At 63.1% G+C, this 15,234-nt stretch carries 16 protein-coding genes; 6 read left to right on the forward strand and 10 right to left on the reverse strand.

From position 1 onward, the window contains the following. Positions 1 to 214: 214 nt before the first annotated feature. Positions 215 to 373, reverse strand: a complete 159-nt coding sequence (locus tag ACQKPZ_RS24390) for a DUF2986 domain-containing protein (protein ID WP_391131681.1) — start codon at positions 371 to 373, stop codon at positions 215 to 217. 157 nt (positions 374 to 530) lie between these two features. On the opposite strand from ACQKPZ_RS24390, the gene ACQKPZ_RS24395 reads away from it, so the two are divergent. The 3 genes from ACQKPZ_RS24395 to ACQKPZ_RS24405 all read left to right on the forward strand — a co-directional run bounded on the left by ACQKPZ_RS24395 (position 531) and on the right by ACQKPZ_RS24405 (position 4,630). Then, positions 531 to 2,285, forward strand: a complete 1,755-nt coding sequence (locus ACQKPZ_RS24395; protein ID WP_427543146.1) for a phosphoethanolamine transferase CptA — start codon at positions 531 to 533, stop codon at positions 2,283 to 2,285. A 151-nt stretch (positions 2,286 to 2,436) separates the two neighbouring features. After that, positions 2,437 to 3,105, forward strand: coding sequence for a TetR/AcrR family transcriptional regulator (locus ACQKPZ_RS24400; protein ID WP_427543149.1), 669 nt, complete (start codon positions 2,437 to 2,439; stop codon positions 3,103 to 3,105). A 10-nt stretch (positions 3,106 to 3,115) separates the two neighbouring features. Continuing rightward, the gene (locus tag ACQKPZ_RS24405; RefSeq protein ID WP_427543152.1) at positions 3,116 to 4,630 is read left to right on the forward strand and encodes an MDR family MFS transporter; all 1,515 of its coding nucleotides are present in this window, start codon (positions 3,116 to 3,118) and stop codon (positions 4,628 to 4,630) included. A gap of 18 nt (positions 4,631 to 4,648) precedes the next feature. On the opposite strand, the gene ACQKPZ_RS24410 is transcribed toward ACQKPZ_RS24405, so the two are convergent. From ACQKPZ_RS24410 to ACQKPZ_RS24430, 5 genes are all read right to left on the reverse strand, one after another. Continuing rightward, a complete protein-coding gene (locus tag ACQKPZ_RS24410; RefSeq protein WP_427543155.1) occupies positions 4,649 to 5,185 on the reverse strand; it encodes a PqiC family protein in 537 nt (178 codons plus the stop codon). A gap of 11 nt (positions 5,186 to 5,196) precedes the next feature. Continuing rightward, a complete protein-coding gene (locus ACQKPZ_RS24415) occupies positions 5,197 to 6,837 on the reverse strand; it encodes an intermembrane transport protein PqiB (protein ID WP_427543157.1) in 1,641 nt (546 codons plus the stop codon). After that, positions 6,837 to 7,466, reverse strand: coding sequence for a paraquat-inducible protein A (locus ACQKPZ_RS24420; protein ID WP_427543160.1), 630 nt, complete (start codon positions 7,464 to 7,466; stop codon positions 6,837 to 6,839). The genes ACQKPZ_RS24415 and ACQKPZ_RS24420 overlap by 1 nt, the downstream gene beginning before the upstream one ends. Beyond that, a complete protein-coding gene (locus ACQKPZ_RS24425; RefSeq protein ID WP_427543163.1) occupies positions 7,463 to 8,059 on the reverse strand; it encodes a paraquat-inducible protein A in 597 nt (198 codons plus the stop codon). Before ACQKPZ_RS24425 ends, ACQKPZ_RS24420 begins: the two co-directional genes overlap by 4 nt. A gap of 124 nt (positions 8,060 to 8,183) precedes the next feature. Beyond that, positions 8,184 to 9,089: a LysR family transcriptional regulator gene (locus tag ACQKPZ_RS24430; RefSeq protein WP_391131670.1), complete on the reverse strand. Its 906-nt coding sequence runs from the start codon at positions 9,087 to 9,089 to the stop codon at positions 8,184 to 8,186. Positions 9,090 to 9,306: 217 nt separating this feature from the next. Here ACQKPZ_RS24430 and ACQKPZ_RS24435 point away from each other — a divergent pair, with 217 nt between their 5' ends. Both ACQKPZ_RS24435 and ACQKPZ_RS24440 read left to right on the forward strand, forming a co-directional pair. Continuing rightward, positions 9,307 to 9,693 (forward strand): VOC family protein, encoded by a 387-nt coding sequence (locus ACQKPZ_RS24435; RefSeq protein ID WP_427543166.1) that lies wholly within the window; start codon positions 9,307 to 9,309, stop codon positions 9,691 to 9,693. 30 nt (positions 9,694 to 9,723) lie between these two features. Further along, the gene (locus ACQKPZ_RS24440; RefSeq protein ID WP_427543168.1) at positions 9,724 to 10,293 is read left to right on the forward strand and encodes a hypothetical protein; all 570 of its coding nucleotides are present in this window, start codon (positions 9,724 to 9,726) and stop codon (positions 10,291 to 10,293) included. A gap of 129 nt (positions 10,294 to 10,422) precedes the next feature. On the opposite strand, the gene ACQKPZ_RS24445 is transcribed toward ACQKPZ_RS24440, so the two are convergent. Continuing rightward, entirely contained in the window at positions 10,423 to 12,102 is a 1,680-nt protein-coding gene (locus ACQKPZ_RS24445; RefSeq protein WP_427543171.1) for an MFS transporter, read from the reverse strand. A gap of 193 nt (positions 12,103 to 12,295) precedes the next feature. Here ACQKPZ_RS24445 and ACQKPZ_RS24450 point away from each other — a divergent pair, with 193 nt between their 5' ends. After that, positions 12,296 to 12,982 carry a helix-turn-helix domain-containing protein gene (locus ACQKPZ_RS24450; RefSeq protein ID WP_427543174.1) on the forward strand — a complete coding sequence of 229 codons (687 nt, stop codon included), beginning with the start codon at positions 12,296 to 12,298 and terminating at the stop codon, positions 12,980 to 12,982. Here ACQKPZ_RS24450 and ACQKPZ_RS24455 read toward each other — a convergent pair. The 3 genes from ACQKPZ_RS24455 to ACQKPZ_RS24465 form a co-directional block, all read right to left on the reverse strand. Continuing rightward, positions 12,965 to 13,846 carry a sterol desaturase family protein gene (locus tag ACQKPZ_RS24455; RefSeq protein ID WP_427543177.1) on the reverse strand — a complete coding sequence of 294 codons (882 nt, stop codon included), beginning with the start codon at positions 13,844 to 13,846 and terminating at the stop codon, positions 12,965 to 12,967. The two genes, ACQKPZ_RS24450 and ACQKPZ_RS24455, sit on opposite strands and share 18 nt — an antisense overlap. A 182-nt stretch (positions 13,847 to 14,028) precedes the next feature. Next, positions 14,029 to 14,808 carry an alpha/beta fold hydrolase gene (locus tag ACQKPZ_RS24460; RefSeq protein WP_427543180.1) on the reverse strand — a complete coding sequence of 260 codons (780 nt, stop codon included), beginning with the start codon at positions 14,806 to 14,808 and terminating at the stop codon, positions 14,029 to 14,031. Next, a complete protein-coding gene (locus tag ACQKPZ_RS24465; protein ID WP_427543183.1) occupies positions 14,805 to 15,224 on the reverse strand; it encodes a VOC family protein in 420 nt (139 codons plus the stop codon). The genes ACQKPZ_RS24460 and ACQKPZ_RS24465 overlap by 4 nt, the downstream gene beginning before the upstream one ends. Positions 15,225 to 15,234: the final 10 nt, after the last annotated feature.

Consider the following 15,234-nt stretch of genomic DNA (forward strand, 5'->3'; position numbering starts at 1 on the left):
CAAGCCAGCTCCCACAGGTGCCGCGCAGATCTCAAGTTTTGCGCAGTCCCTGTGGGAGCTGGCTTGCCGGCGATGGGCCGCAAAGCGGCCCCGAATGGCTTAACTGACTGGCATTAGGGCGTGCCCGCGAACACCGGCAGCGCCGGTGCCATCCTCCGTGCTGCCTGCTTCGCGGGCACACCCGCTCCCACACCAACCGCGCTGGCGCACCGATTTACGTCGCATCTGCCGGTTGCTGCATATCCGCCGCCTCTGCCTCCATCTTCAAACGGTCAGCCTTGCAGATGTATTTGGGCTTGCGCGGCGCCAGCTTGGCACTGGCCTTCTTGGCATGCGCTTTCAACAGCTGGTTGATCTTCTTACGACGATTCATATTCCACAGGGCCTGTCAGGTTTTTTTGCTGACGCCATCATACCCTTGCACCCTGTAATTCGCCGCATTGACGTATTTTTCACACCCTTCAGATTAGCGTCACGCCCTTTCCGGTCACGCGCACACCTGCTGGCCGCCAAGGTACGACGAGGCATACGTGTCACACACCACATCCCCCGCCGCGCACAAGCGCATGGACTGGGCCGGCCTGGGCTGGCTTTTGCTGTTCTTCTGGTACTTTTCCGGCGTAACCCAGGCGTTGCTGCTGTTCAGTGGCACCACCGGTTTCGCCGGTTTTCGTGATGCGTTCTTCCTCAGCAGCCTGTGGCTGGCGCCGGTGCTGCTGATGCCGCGTTTCACCCGCGCCACCGCGGCGGTCATCGGCCTGGTGCTGTGGGCCGCATCGCTGGTGGGCTTGAGCTACTTCGGCATCTATCGCCAGGAGTTCTCGCAAAGCGTCATCTTCGTCATGTTCGAGTCCAACACCGCAGAAGCCGGTGAGTATTTTAGCCAGTACTTCAGCGTGTGGCTGGGCCTGGCGTTGCTGCTGTACACGCTGGTGGCGGTGCTGCTGTGGAAGCGTGTACGCCCGGTCAACCTGCCCCTGCGCAGCCGTCTGCCGGTGGTCGCCTTGTTGCTGGTGGCGAACCTGGTGTACCCGTTCTACAAGCAAATGGTCACCCAGGAGCGCAACTTCGCCGACGCTGCCGAGAAGGTACAGCAGCGCATGGAGCCCGCTGTCCCCTGGCAGCTGCTGGTCGGCTACCGGCAGTATCGCCAGCAACTGGACAACATGCAGGAACTGCTGGCCCAGAACGCCGCGTTGCCGCCCCTGAAAAACCTGCATGACAGCAGCGGTACGGCGCCCCGCACCTTGGTGCTGGTACTGGGCGAGTCCACCACCCGCGAGCACATGCACCTGTACGGCTACAACCGTGACACCACCCCCAACCTCGACGCTCTGGCTGCCAGCGACAAGGGCCTGACGGTGTTCCGCGACGTGGTATCGCCGCGGCCCTACACCATCGAAGTGATGCAGCAGATCCTCACCTTCGGCGATGAGCAGAACCCGGACCGTTTCCTCACCGACCCGTCGTTGATCAACCTGATGAAACAGGCCGGCTACAAGACCTTCTGGATCACCAACCAGCAGACCATGACCAAGCGCAACACCATGCTCACCACCTTCTCGCAGCAAACGGACGCGCCGGTATACCTGAACAACCAGCGCAACCAGAATGCCAGCCAGTACGATGACGTGGTACTGGCGCCGTTCGAGAAGGCCCTGCAGGACCCCGCGCCGAACAAGTTCATCATCGTGCACCTGCTAGGCACGCACATGGACTATCGCTTCCGCTACCCCAAAGACTACGCCCACTTCACCGACAACCAGGGCGTGCCGGGCAAGCTGACGCCAGACCAGGTAAAAACCTACAACTTCTACGACAACGCGGTGCGCTACAACGACTACGTGGTGTCGAGCCTGATCAAGCGCTACTCGGCCGGCAGCCCCAATGGCTTTTTGGTGTACCTGTCCGACCATGGTGAAGACGTGTACAGCTCCGGTAACCACGACCGGCTGGGGCGCAACGAAGGTGCACCGACCCGGCCGATGTACACCATCCCGTTCCTGCTGTGGACCTCGCCCAGCTGGCAAGCCGAGCACCCACGCGACTTGCAGGCCATGGCCAACCGCCCGTACAGCAGCTCGCACCTGATACACACCCTGTCCGACCTGGCCGGGCTGAGCTATGACCACTATGAGCCGGCCAAGAGCCTGGTAAGCCCGCAGTTTGTGGCAGCGCCGCGCTGGATTGGTGACCCGTACCGCAAGGATGGCTTGCGCGAGTTCGACCACCTGCCGCTGGACAAGGCCGAGCGGGTGCAGGAAACCGCTAGCACTCGGCAGTAATCGGTAAATGCATGAGCAGCCTTTTGGCAGCACCAGGCTGCTCATGCAAAAGCCAAGCGACACCGTTGGCCGGATAAATTAAATTTAAATTGATTTTAAATTAAGCCTGCACCACGCTCTGCCCATACCCTTGGCCCGCAGAGCAGCCCCCATGTCCGCAGCCCCCCGTGAACCTCGCAAGGACGGCGCAGTCACCCGCACGCGCATCCTCGAAGCCGCCGGCGTACTGTTCGCCGCGCTGGGCTACGCCGAAACCAGCAACAAGGCCGTCGCGGCCAAGGCCGAGGTCGACCTGGCCTCGATCAACTACCACTTCGGCAGCCGCAACGGCCTGTACCTGGCGGTGCTCGACGAAGCCCGCCAGCGCTTCCTTGACCTTCGCGACCTGCAACGCATCACCCAAGGCAGCCAACCCGCAGCCGAAAAGCTGCGCGTGCTTGTGGAGCTGGTGGTTCACAAGGCCACTTCGGCTCAGGACAACTGGCACCTCAGGGTACTGGCCGCAGAAATCCTCGCCCCTAGCCCCCATGGCCAGGCGCACTTGCAATCCGCCGCCCCCCTGCGCCTGGCACTGCTCAAGGGGCTGTTCAGCGAGATCAGCGCCATCCCAGTCGACGAACCGGCGCTGACCCGCTGCATCCTCTGCGTCACAGCGCCCTGGGCGATGCTGCTGATCGGCCCGCGCGGCGGCTCCGGTGCGCTGCACGAAATCCTGCAAATGCCTGTCGAGGCCGTTGCCACCCAGTTGTACCGCTTTGCCCTGGCGGGCCTGCAGGACGCTGGCCAACAGTATGCACAGGCCCACGCCACACTCCGCTGAGGTCCGCCCCATGCAACCGCTCTCCACTGATACCTCCAGCGCCGAAACAGCCATACAAACCTCCATCCCGCTGCTGCTGGCAGCCCTGATGCTGGTGATGTTCCTCGCGGCCCTCGACCAGACCATCGTCTCGACCGCGCTGCCAACCATCGTCAGCGACCTCGGTGGGCTGCGCTGGCTGTCCTGGGTGGTCACCGCCTACCTGCTGGCCTCCACGGTGGTGGTGCCGCTGTATGGCAAGTTCGGCGACCAGTTCGGCCGCAAGCGCGTGCTACAAGTCGCAATCGTGCTGTTCCTGTTGGGCTCGGCGCTGTGCGGCGCGGCGCAGACCATGACCCAGCTGATCGCCTTCCGCACCCTGCAAGGGCTGGGTGGCGGTGGCCTGATGGTGGTGGCGATGGCCGCCATCGGCGATGTCATTCCGCCTGCCGAGCGCGGCCGCTACCAAGGTCTGTTCGGCGGCGTGTTCGGCCTGGCCACCGTGGTGGGGCCACTGATCGGCGGCTTTCTGGTCGAACAGCTTTCGTGGCACTGGATCTTCTACATCAACCTGCCTTTGGGCCTGCTGGCGCTGCTGGTCATCGGCAGCGTGTTCCGCCCACACGTGGCCCTGGTCCGGCACACCGTGGACTACATTGGCGCGTTCTTCCTGACCGTGGCGCTGGCTGCACTGGTGCTCATCACCAGCCTGGGCGGCAGCCTGCTGGCGTGGCAGTCGCTGGACATGCTGTGCCTGTCGCTGTTTGCCCTGATCGGCCTGGTCGGCTTCGCCCTGGAACAACGCCGCGCCGCCGAGCCGATCATGCCGCTGCACCTGTTCAGGCACCGCACCTTCGTACTTGCAGGGCTGATCGGTTTCATCGTCGGGGTGTCGCTGTTCGGTGCGGTCACCTTCCTGCCCCTGTACATGCAGGTGGTGAAAAACGCCACGCCCACCAGTGCCGGGCTGCAGATGCTGCCCCTGATGGGGGGCCTGCTGGTGGTGTCGGCAATTACCGGCCGGCTGATCAGCCGCTGGGGGCGCTACCGGGTGTTTCCGATCCTTGGCACCCTGTTGCAAGTGATTGCCCTGGGCCTGCTCAGCCGGCTGGAACCGGACACCACCATGGCACGGATGAACCTGTACATGGGCCTGCTGGGAGCGGGCCTGGGCATGGTCATGCAGGTGCTGATCCTGGCCGTGCAGAACAGCGTCGAGCCGCGACACATGGGCGTGGCCACTTCCGGGGCCACCTTGTTCCGCTCCATTGGTGGCGCAATCGGGGTGTCGCTGTTCGGCGCCTTGTTCTCGCATACCCTGCTGGGTGGCCTGGGCAGTGACTTCGCCGCCAGTGCCGGAGGCGCGGCAAGCCTTTCGCCTGCCGCCGTGCATGCCCTGCCCGCTGCCCTGCAGCAACATTACCTGCAGGCGTTTTCCGGGGCGATGCACGGGGTATTCCTGCTGGCAGGGGTAATCACCAGCGTGGCATTCGCACTGTCCTGGCTACTGCGCGAAGTGCCGCTGCGCAAGGCCACGCAAGCGTAAAAAAGGGTGGGCAGGCCCTCAGGCGGATGGAGCACATCCACCCCGGCCGGCACTCCCCTGCACCGCCTCGGCCAGCTTGCGCAGGTTGGCCTGGTGCGCATTCACCAGGCTGGTGATGCTGTTGTCCGCCGAGGTCTGCACCGAGGTTCGGCAGGTGAACTCAGCCTGCCCCGCCAGCTTCAAGCGCCACACCACTTCCAGCGAGGCATAGCGCCCCGGTACCGTATCGAAGCGTTGTACGTCGACCCGCAGCGCCGCCGTACCAGCGCCTGCCGGCCCACCCAACTGGTCTTGCAAGGCGCTGCGGAATTCATCCACCAGGTTGGCCCCCCACCACTCCGTTTCCAGGATGGCCAGGCCGCTCTGCCCTTGCCGCACCACCAGTTGCGGGCGGTCTACCTGCGGCGGCACCACTACCCGGGTAACCCGGATGTGCTGTCCGCTGCCACGCACCGGCTCGCTCGCTACCAGCGTATGGTAGTTGTTTGGCGTACTGCTGCAGCCCCCGAGCCACACCAGCAGGCTGGCCATGCACACATTGCGCAGTCGTTGCATTGGCTGTCTCCTCAAGGTTCAAGCTCTGCGGAGCCGGCGGCTTTCGGCCGCCCGCGGATCAGCGACTCGGGGTGCCGGCCCAGGTAATCGGCAAGGTCACGCAGCGAACGTGACATGCGCTCCAGTTCGTCCAGCGTTTCGCCCATCCGCTCGCGCTGCGGCGAATCCTCGGAAATGGCCGAATTGGCCGTGCGTAAGGTTTTGTGTACTTCATCCAGCGCCACCTTCACATCAGGCAGTGTCTGGCCATTGAACTGCTTCAGGCTGGCGCGCAGTTCACGCAGGCTGCCGTCCAGGTTGCTGGCGATGCTTTCCAGCGGCAGCTTGGCAATGCGCTCCACCACCCGCTGAAGCTGCTCCTGCAACTGCTCCAGGCTGCCTGGCAGCGTAGGGATGACGATGGGGTTGGCGGCCATGTCGAAGGCCACTTTGGGGGTATCGGGGTAGAAGTCCAGGGAAATGAACATCTGCCCGGTAATCAGGTTGCCGCTGCGCGCCTGGGCCCTCAGACCATGTTCGACGAAGGTACCGATCAACCGGCGCGCCCCATCCATATCGCCTTCGGTGTGCTTGAACGCCGCCAGCATCTTGCGGTGCACCGGGCCCAGCCGCTGCGGGTAGATCACCGCATCGACCACCACCGGGAAGGTCTGCCGCTCAGCATCGTAGTCAAGCTTGATCGAGGTGACGCGGCCAAACTCCACCCCCTTGAACTCCACCGGCGCGCCCACCGACAGCCCACGCATGGCCTGTTCGAAACGCAGTTGCAGGTACTGCGCCTGGCCATTGGGGGGAGCCAATGCGCTGTCGCGATCGGCAAATAGCTGGAAGCGCGCCTGGTCGGCAGCAGGCTCGGCTTGCGGGGCGAAGTCGGGGGAACCAAAGGCCAGCCCGCCCACCAGGATCGATGACAGCGATTCCGTATCGACCTTCAGGCCGTTGGCGCCAATTTGCATGTCTACGCCACTGGCATTCCAGAAACGGCTGTCGGTGGTAACGAAGCTGTCGTAGGGCGCCTGCACGAACACGCCAATTTCTACGCCCTTGCCGTCATCCTGCAGGGCAAAGGACACTACCTCACCCACCGGGATCTTGCGGTAGTAGATAGACGAACCCACATCCAGCGAGCCCAGGTCGCTGGCAGTGAGGAAAAACCGCTTGCCCTGCTCGTCGAAGGTAATGGGTGGCGGCAGTTCCAGGCCAACAAAGGACTTTTCCGCTACTTTCGATTCGCCGGCATCCGCCCCGATAAAACTGCCTGACAGCAGCGTATCCACCCCGGACACCCCGCCCACACCAATACGCGGGCGCACCACCCAGAAGCGCGCGCCCTGGGTGGCGAACGCACGGGCGTCATCGGACAGCTGCACCTTGGCCACCACACTCTTCTTGTCGTCGGCCAGGTCTACCGTGGTCACTTCGCCAATTACCACGCTGCGGTACTTCACCTGAGTCTTGTGTGCCACCAGCCCTTCCCCGGTATGGAAGGAAATGGCAATGACCGGCCCCTGCTGCATCCAGTTGCGCACAACCAGCGAAGCGCCGATGAGAATGGCCAGTATCGGCACGATCCACACGAGTGACACGCTCCAACGCCGGGTGCGAACTTCAACCTGGCCCGGGCCCTCACCCTCGTCAGTCTTGTGCACCATCAATGCGGCCTCCCCTCGTTGGCACGGCTATCCCAGATCAGGCGTGGATCGAAGCTCATCGCAGAAAACATGGTCAGCACCACCACCATGCCGAAAAACAGGATGCCCACCCGTGGCTCGATGGTGCCCAGCCCACGTAGTTGCACCAGCGCTGCCACCAGTGCCACCACCATGACATCGAGCATCGACCAGTAGCCGATCAGCTCGACAAAACGGTACAGCTGCGAGCGCTGCCGGCAAGCCCAGGTTGAACGCTGCTGGGCGGTGTACAGCAGCAGACCCAGGGAAAAGAACTTGATGGCTGGCACACCCACACTGGCAATGAAGATGATCAGTGCGATGTCCCAGGCACCGGCTTCCCAGAACTCCAGCACGCCACCACCAATCGTGCTTTCAGTGCCACTGCCAAGCATTTCGGTGCGCATGACCGGCAACAGGTTGGCGGGTACGTAAAACACCAGCGCCGCCAGCAGAAACGCCCAGCCGCGGCTGATGGCGTTGGTCTTGCGCCGGTGAATGGCGGCGCCGCAGCGGTTGCAGGTGTGCGCGCCGCTGCTCAGGTCACAGGCCTGGCCGCAGCCATGGCACAGGCACAGGCCGAGGTCGTCGGCGTTGGCCGGGGTGCTCATACCCGCTCCCACAAATCGCGGATGTCCTTGCCGGCAATATGGATGATCAGCATGCTCAGCGCAGCCAGGGCCAACAGGCCGATACCGGGGATTACATCGAGCAGCCCGGCCAGCTTGATCACCGCCACCATCGCCCCCAGCAGGCACACCTCCAGCATGCTCCAGGGCCGCAGGCTCTCAAGGCCGCGCATGCACAGGGCAAAGCCTGGGGCACGCCGGCCGGCCAGGGCAAAACTCAGCACCCAGCACAACACGGCAATCTGCAGTACCGGCGCAAAGATGATCGACAGCGCCATCACCAGGGCAATGAAGGTGATACTGCCGTGGCTGAGGATCTGCACCGCATCCCACAACGTTGCCGAATGCGTGAGCCCCTGCATGCCGATGGTCATCACCGGGTAAGCGTTGGCGAACACCAGCAGGATGCCGCCGGTCACACTCAGCGCCAGCCGCTGCTGCACGGTCAGCGACGTGTGCCGATACAGCACGCCGCCGCAGCGTTGGCAAAGGGCGCGCTGGTGCTTGTGCAGCGGCGCACGGTGGTACACCGTGTCGCAGTACTCACAGATGATCAGATCTTGGGGCTGGGCCATGTTGGTTCCCACGGATAGACCTGCAAGCCGCACCTAAGTCAGCAAGCCTAGACGGGAAATTTGCAATGCGTCAGCGTATGCACCCAATGTCGCAAACCGCCGGGCAAGGGCTGCCAGCCCGGCCTCAGAACTTCGCCAGTTCTTCCCTGCAAAACTCCACAAACAACTGCGCAGGCTTGGTCAGTTGTACCCGCTTCAACCACGCTGCTGCCAGCCCCGACAGCGCCACCGGCTCGGCAATGTCCAGCACCGCAAGGCGCTGGCCGTCGTAGGTGTACTCCGAATGCGGTCGGGTCACCAACAGCGAAAAACCGAAGCCCTGCCCGACCATGCCGCGCACCATCTCGATGGAAGGCGAGCTGAAGACGATGTTCGGTGTCAGGCCCATCTCGTTGAACAGGCTGACGAAATAGGTACGGCTGGGAGCCACGTCCAGCAGGATCATCGGTTCCGGGCACAGGTCGCGTAGCGAGACCTGGGCCTGGCCGGCAAAGCGGTGGTTCTCGGGTAGCAGTACGTAGGGCTTTTGCGGTGGCATCAGTGGCTCGGCTTCGATGGTGCCGTCCAGGTCGTGGTCGTACAGAAACGCCAGGTCGAAGGTGCCAGCGGTCAGGCCCTGGACCAGGTCCTGCTGCTCACCGTCCCGCAGGCGGATATCCACGCCAGGGTAGCGCTGGCGAAAGCCGGCGATCAGGCGCGGCAGGTACAGCGGTGCCACGGTTTCGAAGCAGCCAATGTCAATCTGCCCGGCAACGGTGTCGTTGTCGGCCAGGGCGTTCTGCTCGAACTCATGGGCCATCTGCAACAGCGACTTGGTCTTGGCATAGAAGCGCTTGCCGCTAGGCGTCAACGACACACCTTGAGCGTGGTGACGAATGAACAGCTGCACGCCGAAGCTTTCCTCCAGGCTCTTGATGGCCGTGGAAATGGATGGCTGGGCGATGTACAGCTGGCGCGAAGCCTCGGCAACGCTGCCGGCCTCCACGGTAGTGACGAAGTACTTGAGTTGTCGCAAAGTGTAGGCAGCCACGGGCACCTCTTTAGACGCCGGTCTGGGCGCGCTGGAATCCTGCCTGACACTTTAACCCCGGCCGCTGGCGGATGGGGCACCGGGTGACAAAGGATTTACCTATGGCTTGAGCAGTTTTTTTGTTGCGCAAGGGCCTGATCCCCAGTTCCGCCGCTGGCCAAAAACCCCCGACCGTCTTTACTGATACCCAACGGCCTCAGCATTACGGAGTGCGCCTATGAAGATCGTGGTCACCAGCATTCTTGTCGACGACCAGGCCAAGGCCCTGGCCTTCTACCACTACGTACTCGGTTTCGAGCCCAAGCACGATATCCCCATGGGCCGGCACCGCTGGCTGACCCTGACTTCGCCCAACGACCCCAATGGGGTCGAGCTGCTGCTGGAGCCCGACGCGCACCCCGCGTCCAAGGTGTACAAAACGGCACTCAAGCAGGACGGCATCCCCGCTACTTCGTTCGGCGTACGCGACATCCAGGCCGAATACACCCGGCTGTGCGCAGCCGGCGTGCAGTTCACCCAACCGCCTACCGACATGGGCCCGGTCACGGTGGCCGTGTTCGATGACACCTGTGGCAACCTGATCCAGATTGCCCAGAAACACTGACAGCCCCTCGCGCACCAACAAGGAAAACAGATGCGCCACGAATTCAGCGAAGTGCTCAACGACCTGGTCGACTATTTTCTGCTCGGCGATATCCAGTTGCTTGAGCGCTTCAAGCAAGAACATGAGTTACCGGACGACCTGGCTTATGCGTTCACCCATGACGACAGCGGCGACCAGGCCGTGCGCGAGGGTATCGTGCTGCCATTGGCGGGGGTCGACAACCTGCCCTACCGCATCCTGTTCACCCTCGATGGCCACACCCCGGCCCTGCGCGAACCCGGCAGCCGCCTGAAGCACCGCCGCAATGGCTACGTGCTGCGGGTCGAGTACGGTGCGCTGATGCTATACACCTGGCGCATCCTGCAGCATTTCACGCCCAAGACCCTGGGTGACCTGATGGCCCGCTACCAGGTGCCGGGGCGGCCGATCATCGAGCTGGACAATGGCTGGTATGACGTGGAGGTGCTGGCGGGGGCGCTGGTGCGGGACGGATTGTACGAGCCGGCGTTCGAGTTTGTGCTCAAGAAGCGCTGGAGCCGGGGTGAGGCGAAGGATGTAGATACCGGGTATGCCTTCGGGCTGCGTGGGTATTTTGATTGATCATTAGCCTGTACCGGCCTCTTCGCGGGCAAGCCCGCTCCCACAGGTACAGCACAGTTTTCAAGGCCTGTGCTGTACCTGTGGGAGCGGGCTTGCCCGCGAAGAGGCCGGTACAGGTGGCCCCACCCTTCAGGTGTGGTTGATATCCCGGTCCTTGGTTTCCGGCAGGAAGAAAATCCCCAGCACAGCCGTCATCACCGCAATCACGATCGGGTACCACAAGCCGTAATAGATATCCCCGGTCGCCGCCACCATGGCGAACGCCACCGTCGGCAGGAAGCCACCGAACCAGCCGTTGCCGATGTGGTAAGGCAGCGACATCGAGGTATAACGGATACGCGCCGGGAACAGCTCAACCAGCCAGGCAGCGATCGGGCCGTAGACCATGGTTACGTAGATCACCAGGATGGTCAGCAGCAACAGCACCATCGGGTAGTGGATCTTCGCCGGGTCGGCCTTCTCCGGGTAGCCGGCCTCTTTCAACGCACCACTCAAGGTGGCGGTAAACGCCTCGCTCTGTACCTTGAAGTCCGCTGCGGCCATGCTGCTGCCGTCAAAGCTTGGCAACACCCGCTCACCTATACGAATCTGTGCCACACTGCCTGGTTCGGCCGCTTCGTTGGTATAGGGGATGGCGCGCTTGGCTAGCAGGCTCTTGGCGATGTCGCAGGAGCTGGTGAATTTGGCCTTGCCCACCGGGTCGAACTGGAACGCGCACTGACCAGGGTCTGCCACCACAACGACCGGGTTCTGCTCCTGGGCAACGAACACGTCCGGGTTGCCGTACTCGGTCAGCGCCTTGAAGATCGGGAAGTAGGTCAATGCGGCGATGATGCAGCCAGCCATGATGATCTTCTTACGGCCAATGCGGTCGGACAGGCTGCCGAAGAAGATGAAGAACGGCGTGCCGATCAACAGCGAACCGGCGATCAGCAGGTTGGCGGTCTGCGGCTCGATCTTGAGCATCTGCAACAGGAAGAACAGCGCATAGAACTGCCCGGTGTACCACACCACGGCCTGGCCGGCGGTACCGCCCAGCAGAGACATGATCACCACCTTGAGGTTATCCCAGCGGGCGAACGACTCGGTCAAGGGCGCCTTGGATGCCTTACCTTCGGCCTTCATCTTCATGAACACCGGTGATTCGTTGAGCTGCAGGCGGATGTACACCGAAATGGCCAGCAGCAGGATCGATAGCAGGAACGGCACCCGCCAGCCCCAGGCCTCGAATACCTCGGTGCCCATGGCCGTGCGGCACGCCATGATCACCAGCAGTGACAGGAACAGCCCCAGGGTAGCGGTGGTCTGGATCCACGCGGTGAAAAAGCCGCGCCGGCCCTTGGGCGCATGCTCGGCCACGTAGGTGGCCGCACCACCGTATTCGCCACCCAGGGCCAGCCCCTGCAGCAAGCGCAGGGTGATCAGAATGATCGGCGCGGCCACGCCGATCGAAGCGTAGCCAGGTAGCAGGCCCACCACTGCCGTCGACAGGCCCATGATGACAATGGTGATGAGGAAGGTGTGCTTGCGCCCGATCATGTCACCCAGGCGGCCGAACACGATGGCGCCGAATGGCCGCACCGCAAAGCCGGCGGCGAAGGCCAGCAAGGCGAAGATAAACGACGTGGTTTCATTGACCCCGGCAAAGAAGTGCTTGGCGATGATCGCCGCCAGTGAACCGTAGAGGTAGAAGTCGTACCATTCGAATACCGTGCCCAGGGAAGAGGCGAAGATGACCTTGCGCTCCTCCCGGGTGATACCGCGTTGGGGCGCGCTACTGCCCGTGGATGCGCTGTCGAGAACCGCCATGGGTTGCCTCCGTCATGTGGTCATGCAGGCCGGAGCACCTCACACCCATTTCACCGTCGCACCCAGGCCCTAGGGCTTGCTTTGGTTGCGCGAAGCACGACGAGGCTGGCCGCCTCGGATCGCAGCAAGGTAACTGAAGCATAATCGGGTTTGGCGAGATATCCACCCGTCTGGCCATACACAAGGAGGCGGCATGAACGACACGGCAACACCGGGCTGGCAGGGCGATATCTGGTTGGCTGACGATCACTGCCTCCTGCGCTCTACGCTAGGCAGGACCGACAGCCACGTACACTACGCGCATCAGGTGCTTGTCGGCCTTGGTGCAGATGTCGAGGTGCGCCTGGGCGAGCAGGTCTGCAGCGGCCCGCTGGTAGTGATCGCATCGCGGCAACCCCATGCCATCCTCAGCCATGGTGTACCTTGCCTTACCGTGTTTGCCGAACCGCTGGCGTTCGACCTGGCAGACCTTGCCCTGGCCTGCAAGCAAGCCGGCAACAGCCCAGAGCAACTGGTAGAGCGCCTTGGGCACTTGCCGCGCCGCCTGCTGGACCCTCGCCTGGCGAAAGCGCTGGAGCGCATCCGCGCACTCGACGAGCAAGCCTTGCCGGCCCAGGCGCTGGCCAGCACGGCAGCGCTTTCGATCAGCCAACTGGAACGCCTGTTCAGCGGTTCACTGAAACTGTCAGTGCGCCGGCTAGTGCTGTGGCAGCGCTTGCGCGTGGCCCTGCAAAAGGCGCTGGGCGGCGCCAGCCTGACCGATGCCGCCTTGGCGGCGGGGTTTTCCGACTCTGCGCATTTCACCCGCAGCGTACGCCACCAGTTCGGCCTGAGCCCCGGTACTGCTTTGCGGTACTTGCGCCTAAGAACGCTCGGCTAACGCCCGGCGCAGCGCCGTCGGCAATGCCGCAGGAGGATGAGCCGCGGTGCTTGCCCACGGCTCATGCAATTGCGCCAGGTACGCCTGCGGGTAGTCCGGCCGGTCACCGATGCCCATGTCGTCGTCCGCCAGCGCATAGCCTGGCAGATACAGTAGCGTGCCAAGCAGGCGGTCCCAGAGCGGAAAGAACAGCGCGAAGTTGACGTCGCCGGTGCTGCCGTACTTCAAGTGATGCAGACGATGCACAGGCGCCCAGGCGAACACATGGCGCAAGCCGCCAATGCGCATGTCCACGTTGCTGTGTTGCAGCAACAACTGGATAGACACACTGAACGCCAGCAGCGATGCCACCTCGACGGGCAAGCCGAGCAGCAGCAACGGCAAGGTGCCACCCAAGGTTTCGAGCAACTGGTGCAGAGGGTGCTTCATCAAACCATTGAAGCCGTACAGGCGGGTAACACTGTGATGTACCGCATGCAGCCGCCACAAGCGCGGGCTGCGGTGGCTGGCGTAATGCACCAGGGTAATGCCCAGGTCGGCCAGTACAATGGCTAGCAGCAACTGCAAGGCCAACGGCCATTGGTTGGGCCAAAGGCCTGTTCCCGGAAGGCAGTGGGCAAGCAGCGGGATGGTTGCCACGCTGCAGAGGGTCAGGCATTCGTTGACCAGTGCATGGCAAACGTCTCGGCGGCTATCGCCTTGTGCCTGGTTCCAGGCGGCCTTGTAGGGTATGAGCCGTTCGCAGGTGAATGACAGCATCACGGCACTGGCCAGCAGCGGCAGCAGCCACAGCGGGTGGGCTGCCAATGACAGTGCCGCTGCAATGAAGCCGAAGAAGAATAGTGGGGCGTATAGGGTGCGCATGGGTGGCTCCAGGTAGTGAGGAGCCGACAGTGTTCGCGCAAGGGCCGCGTGGGCGCTTGAACGAACTGCGCATGTAGAGGCTGAAGCAGCATGCGGGAGCGCGGGCATGGGGTGCATGGCACCGGCTTTGCCGGTGTTCGCGGCTGAAGCCGCTCCCACAGTGATCGTGTAAATGCTTGGGGTTAATTCAAAAACTGCGAGACCTCGGCCAGTACCTGTTCAGCCTGCTCGCGATGCGGCACATGCCCACACCCGTGCAACAGCCGCATGGTCGCCGGCCCGCCGGCCAGCGCCACCAACCGCTCGGGGTGCGCAGCCGAGCCGAACTCGTCGTTATCGCCATGCAGGCTCAACAAAGGGCAGCGTACGTGTGGCAGTACGGCATCCAGGTTCCACCCGGCAAACGCCTCGGCCAACCAGTTGTCTACCCAGGCGCGCAGCACCCATTCGGCCTTGCTGCCGTGGTAGCGCTCCAGCCGTTGCAGTTGCCCAGGCCCGGCAAACTGCTGATCGGCCGCACGAATGCCTTCAAGGGTGCGCGCTTCGACAAACGCCTGGGCCGACTCGATGACCACCCCCCTGCATTGGCTGGCAAAGGCCGCCGCGCAGGCTACGGCCATGCCACCGCCAACGCTGTGGCCGAAGACGAAGAAATCGGTAATGCCGAAATACGCGCGTAACGCCGTGAACCCCTGCAGCGCTTCATCCTCGACAAACCCTAGGCGCAACCTGCCTGGATGTGCGTCGGATCGGCCAAAGCCCAAACGATCATAGGCGATTACCCGGTGCCAGGTAGCGTGTGCCAGCTGCGCCGGAAAGTCGCGCCACAAGGCCACACACCCCAGTGAATCATGCAGCAGGACTATCGGCGCCCCTTCCGCCCGCAGCGGCCTCCATTCCTGAGCGAAGAGCTTGCCTTGCGCGGTGCCGATCCAATGTTCGCGGGTTTGCAGGTCGATCATACAGCCTCCGCTAACGGCCCCTTCAATTCGACCTGGTTGCCATCCGGGTCATAGCAGTACAGCGACAACCCCTCGCCTTCAGCACCATAACGTTTCTCGGCGGGTTCCACCTTGACGCCGGCGGCTTCCAGGTAGGCCGTCAGTGCCGCCTCATCGAACGGTTCGATACGCAGGCAGAAATGGTGCAGGTTGCGCCCTTCTGCCCCCGGTGCTGCCCCTCCGGGCTTACCTAGCGGGCCATCCAGGGTCACCAGGTCGATCATCGCCGTGCCGGTGGCAAGGTGAACCATTCCCAGGTCTTCGCGCACGCGGCTGACCGTACAGCCAAGCAGTTCAGTATAAAAAGCAACGCTGCGCGGCAGGTCACTGACCCTCAGGACAAGGTGGTCTATGTGCTTGATGGCGAACGGTCGCATGGCGGGCTCC

It is taken from the genome of Pseudomonas sp. NPDC089547 (assembly GCF_050280665.1).
Taxonomy (GTDB): domain Bacteria; phylum Pseudomonadota; class Gammaproteobacteria; order Pseudomonadales; family Pseudomonadaceae; genus Aquipseudomonas.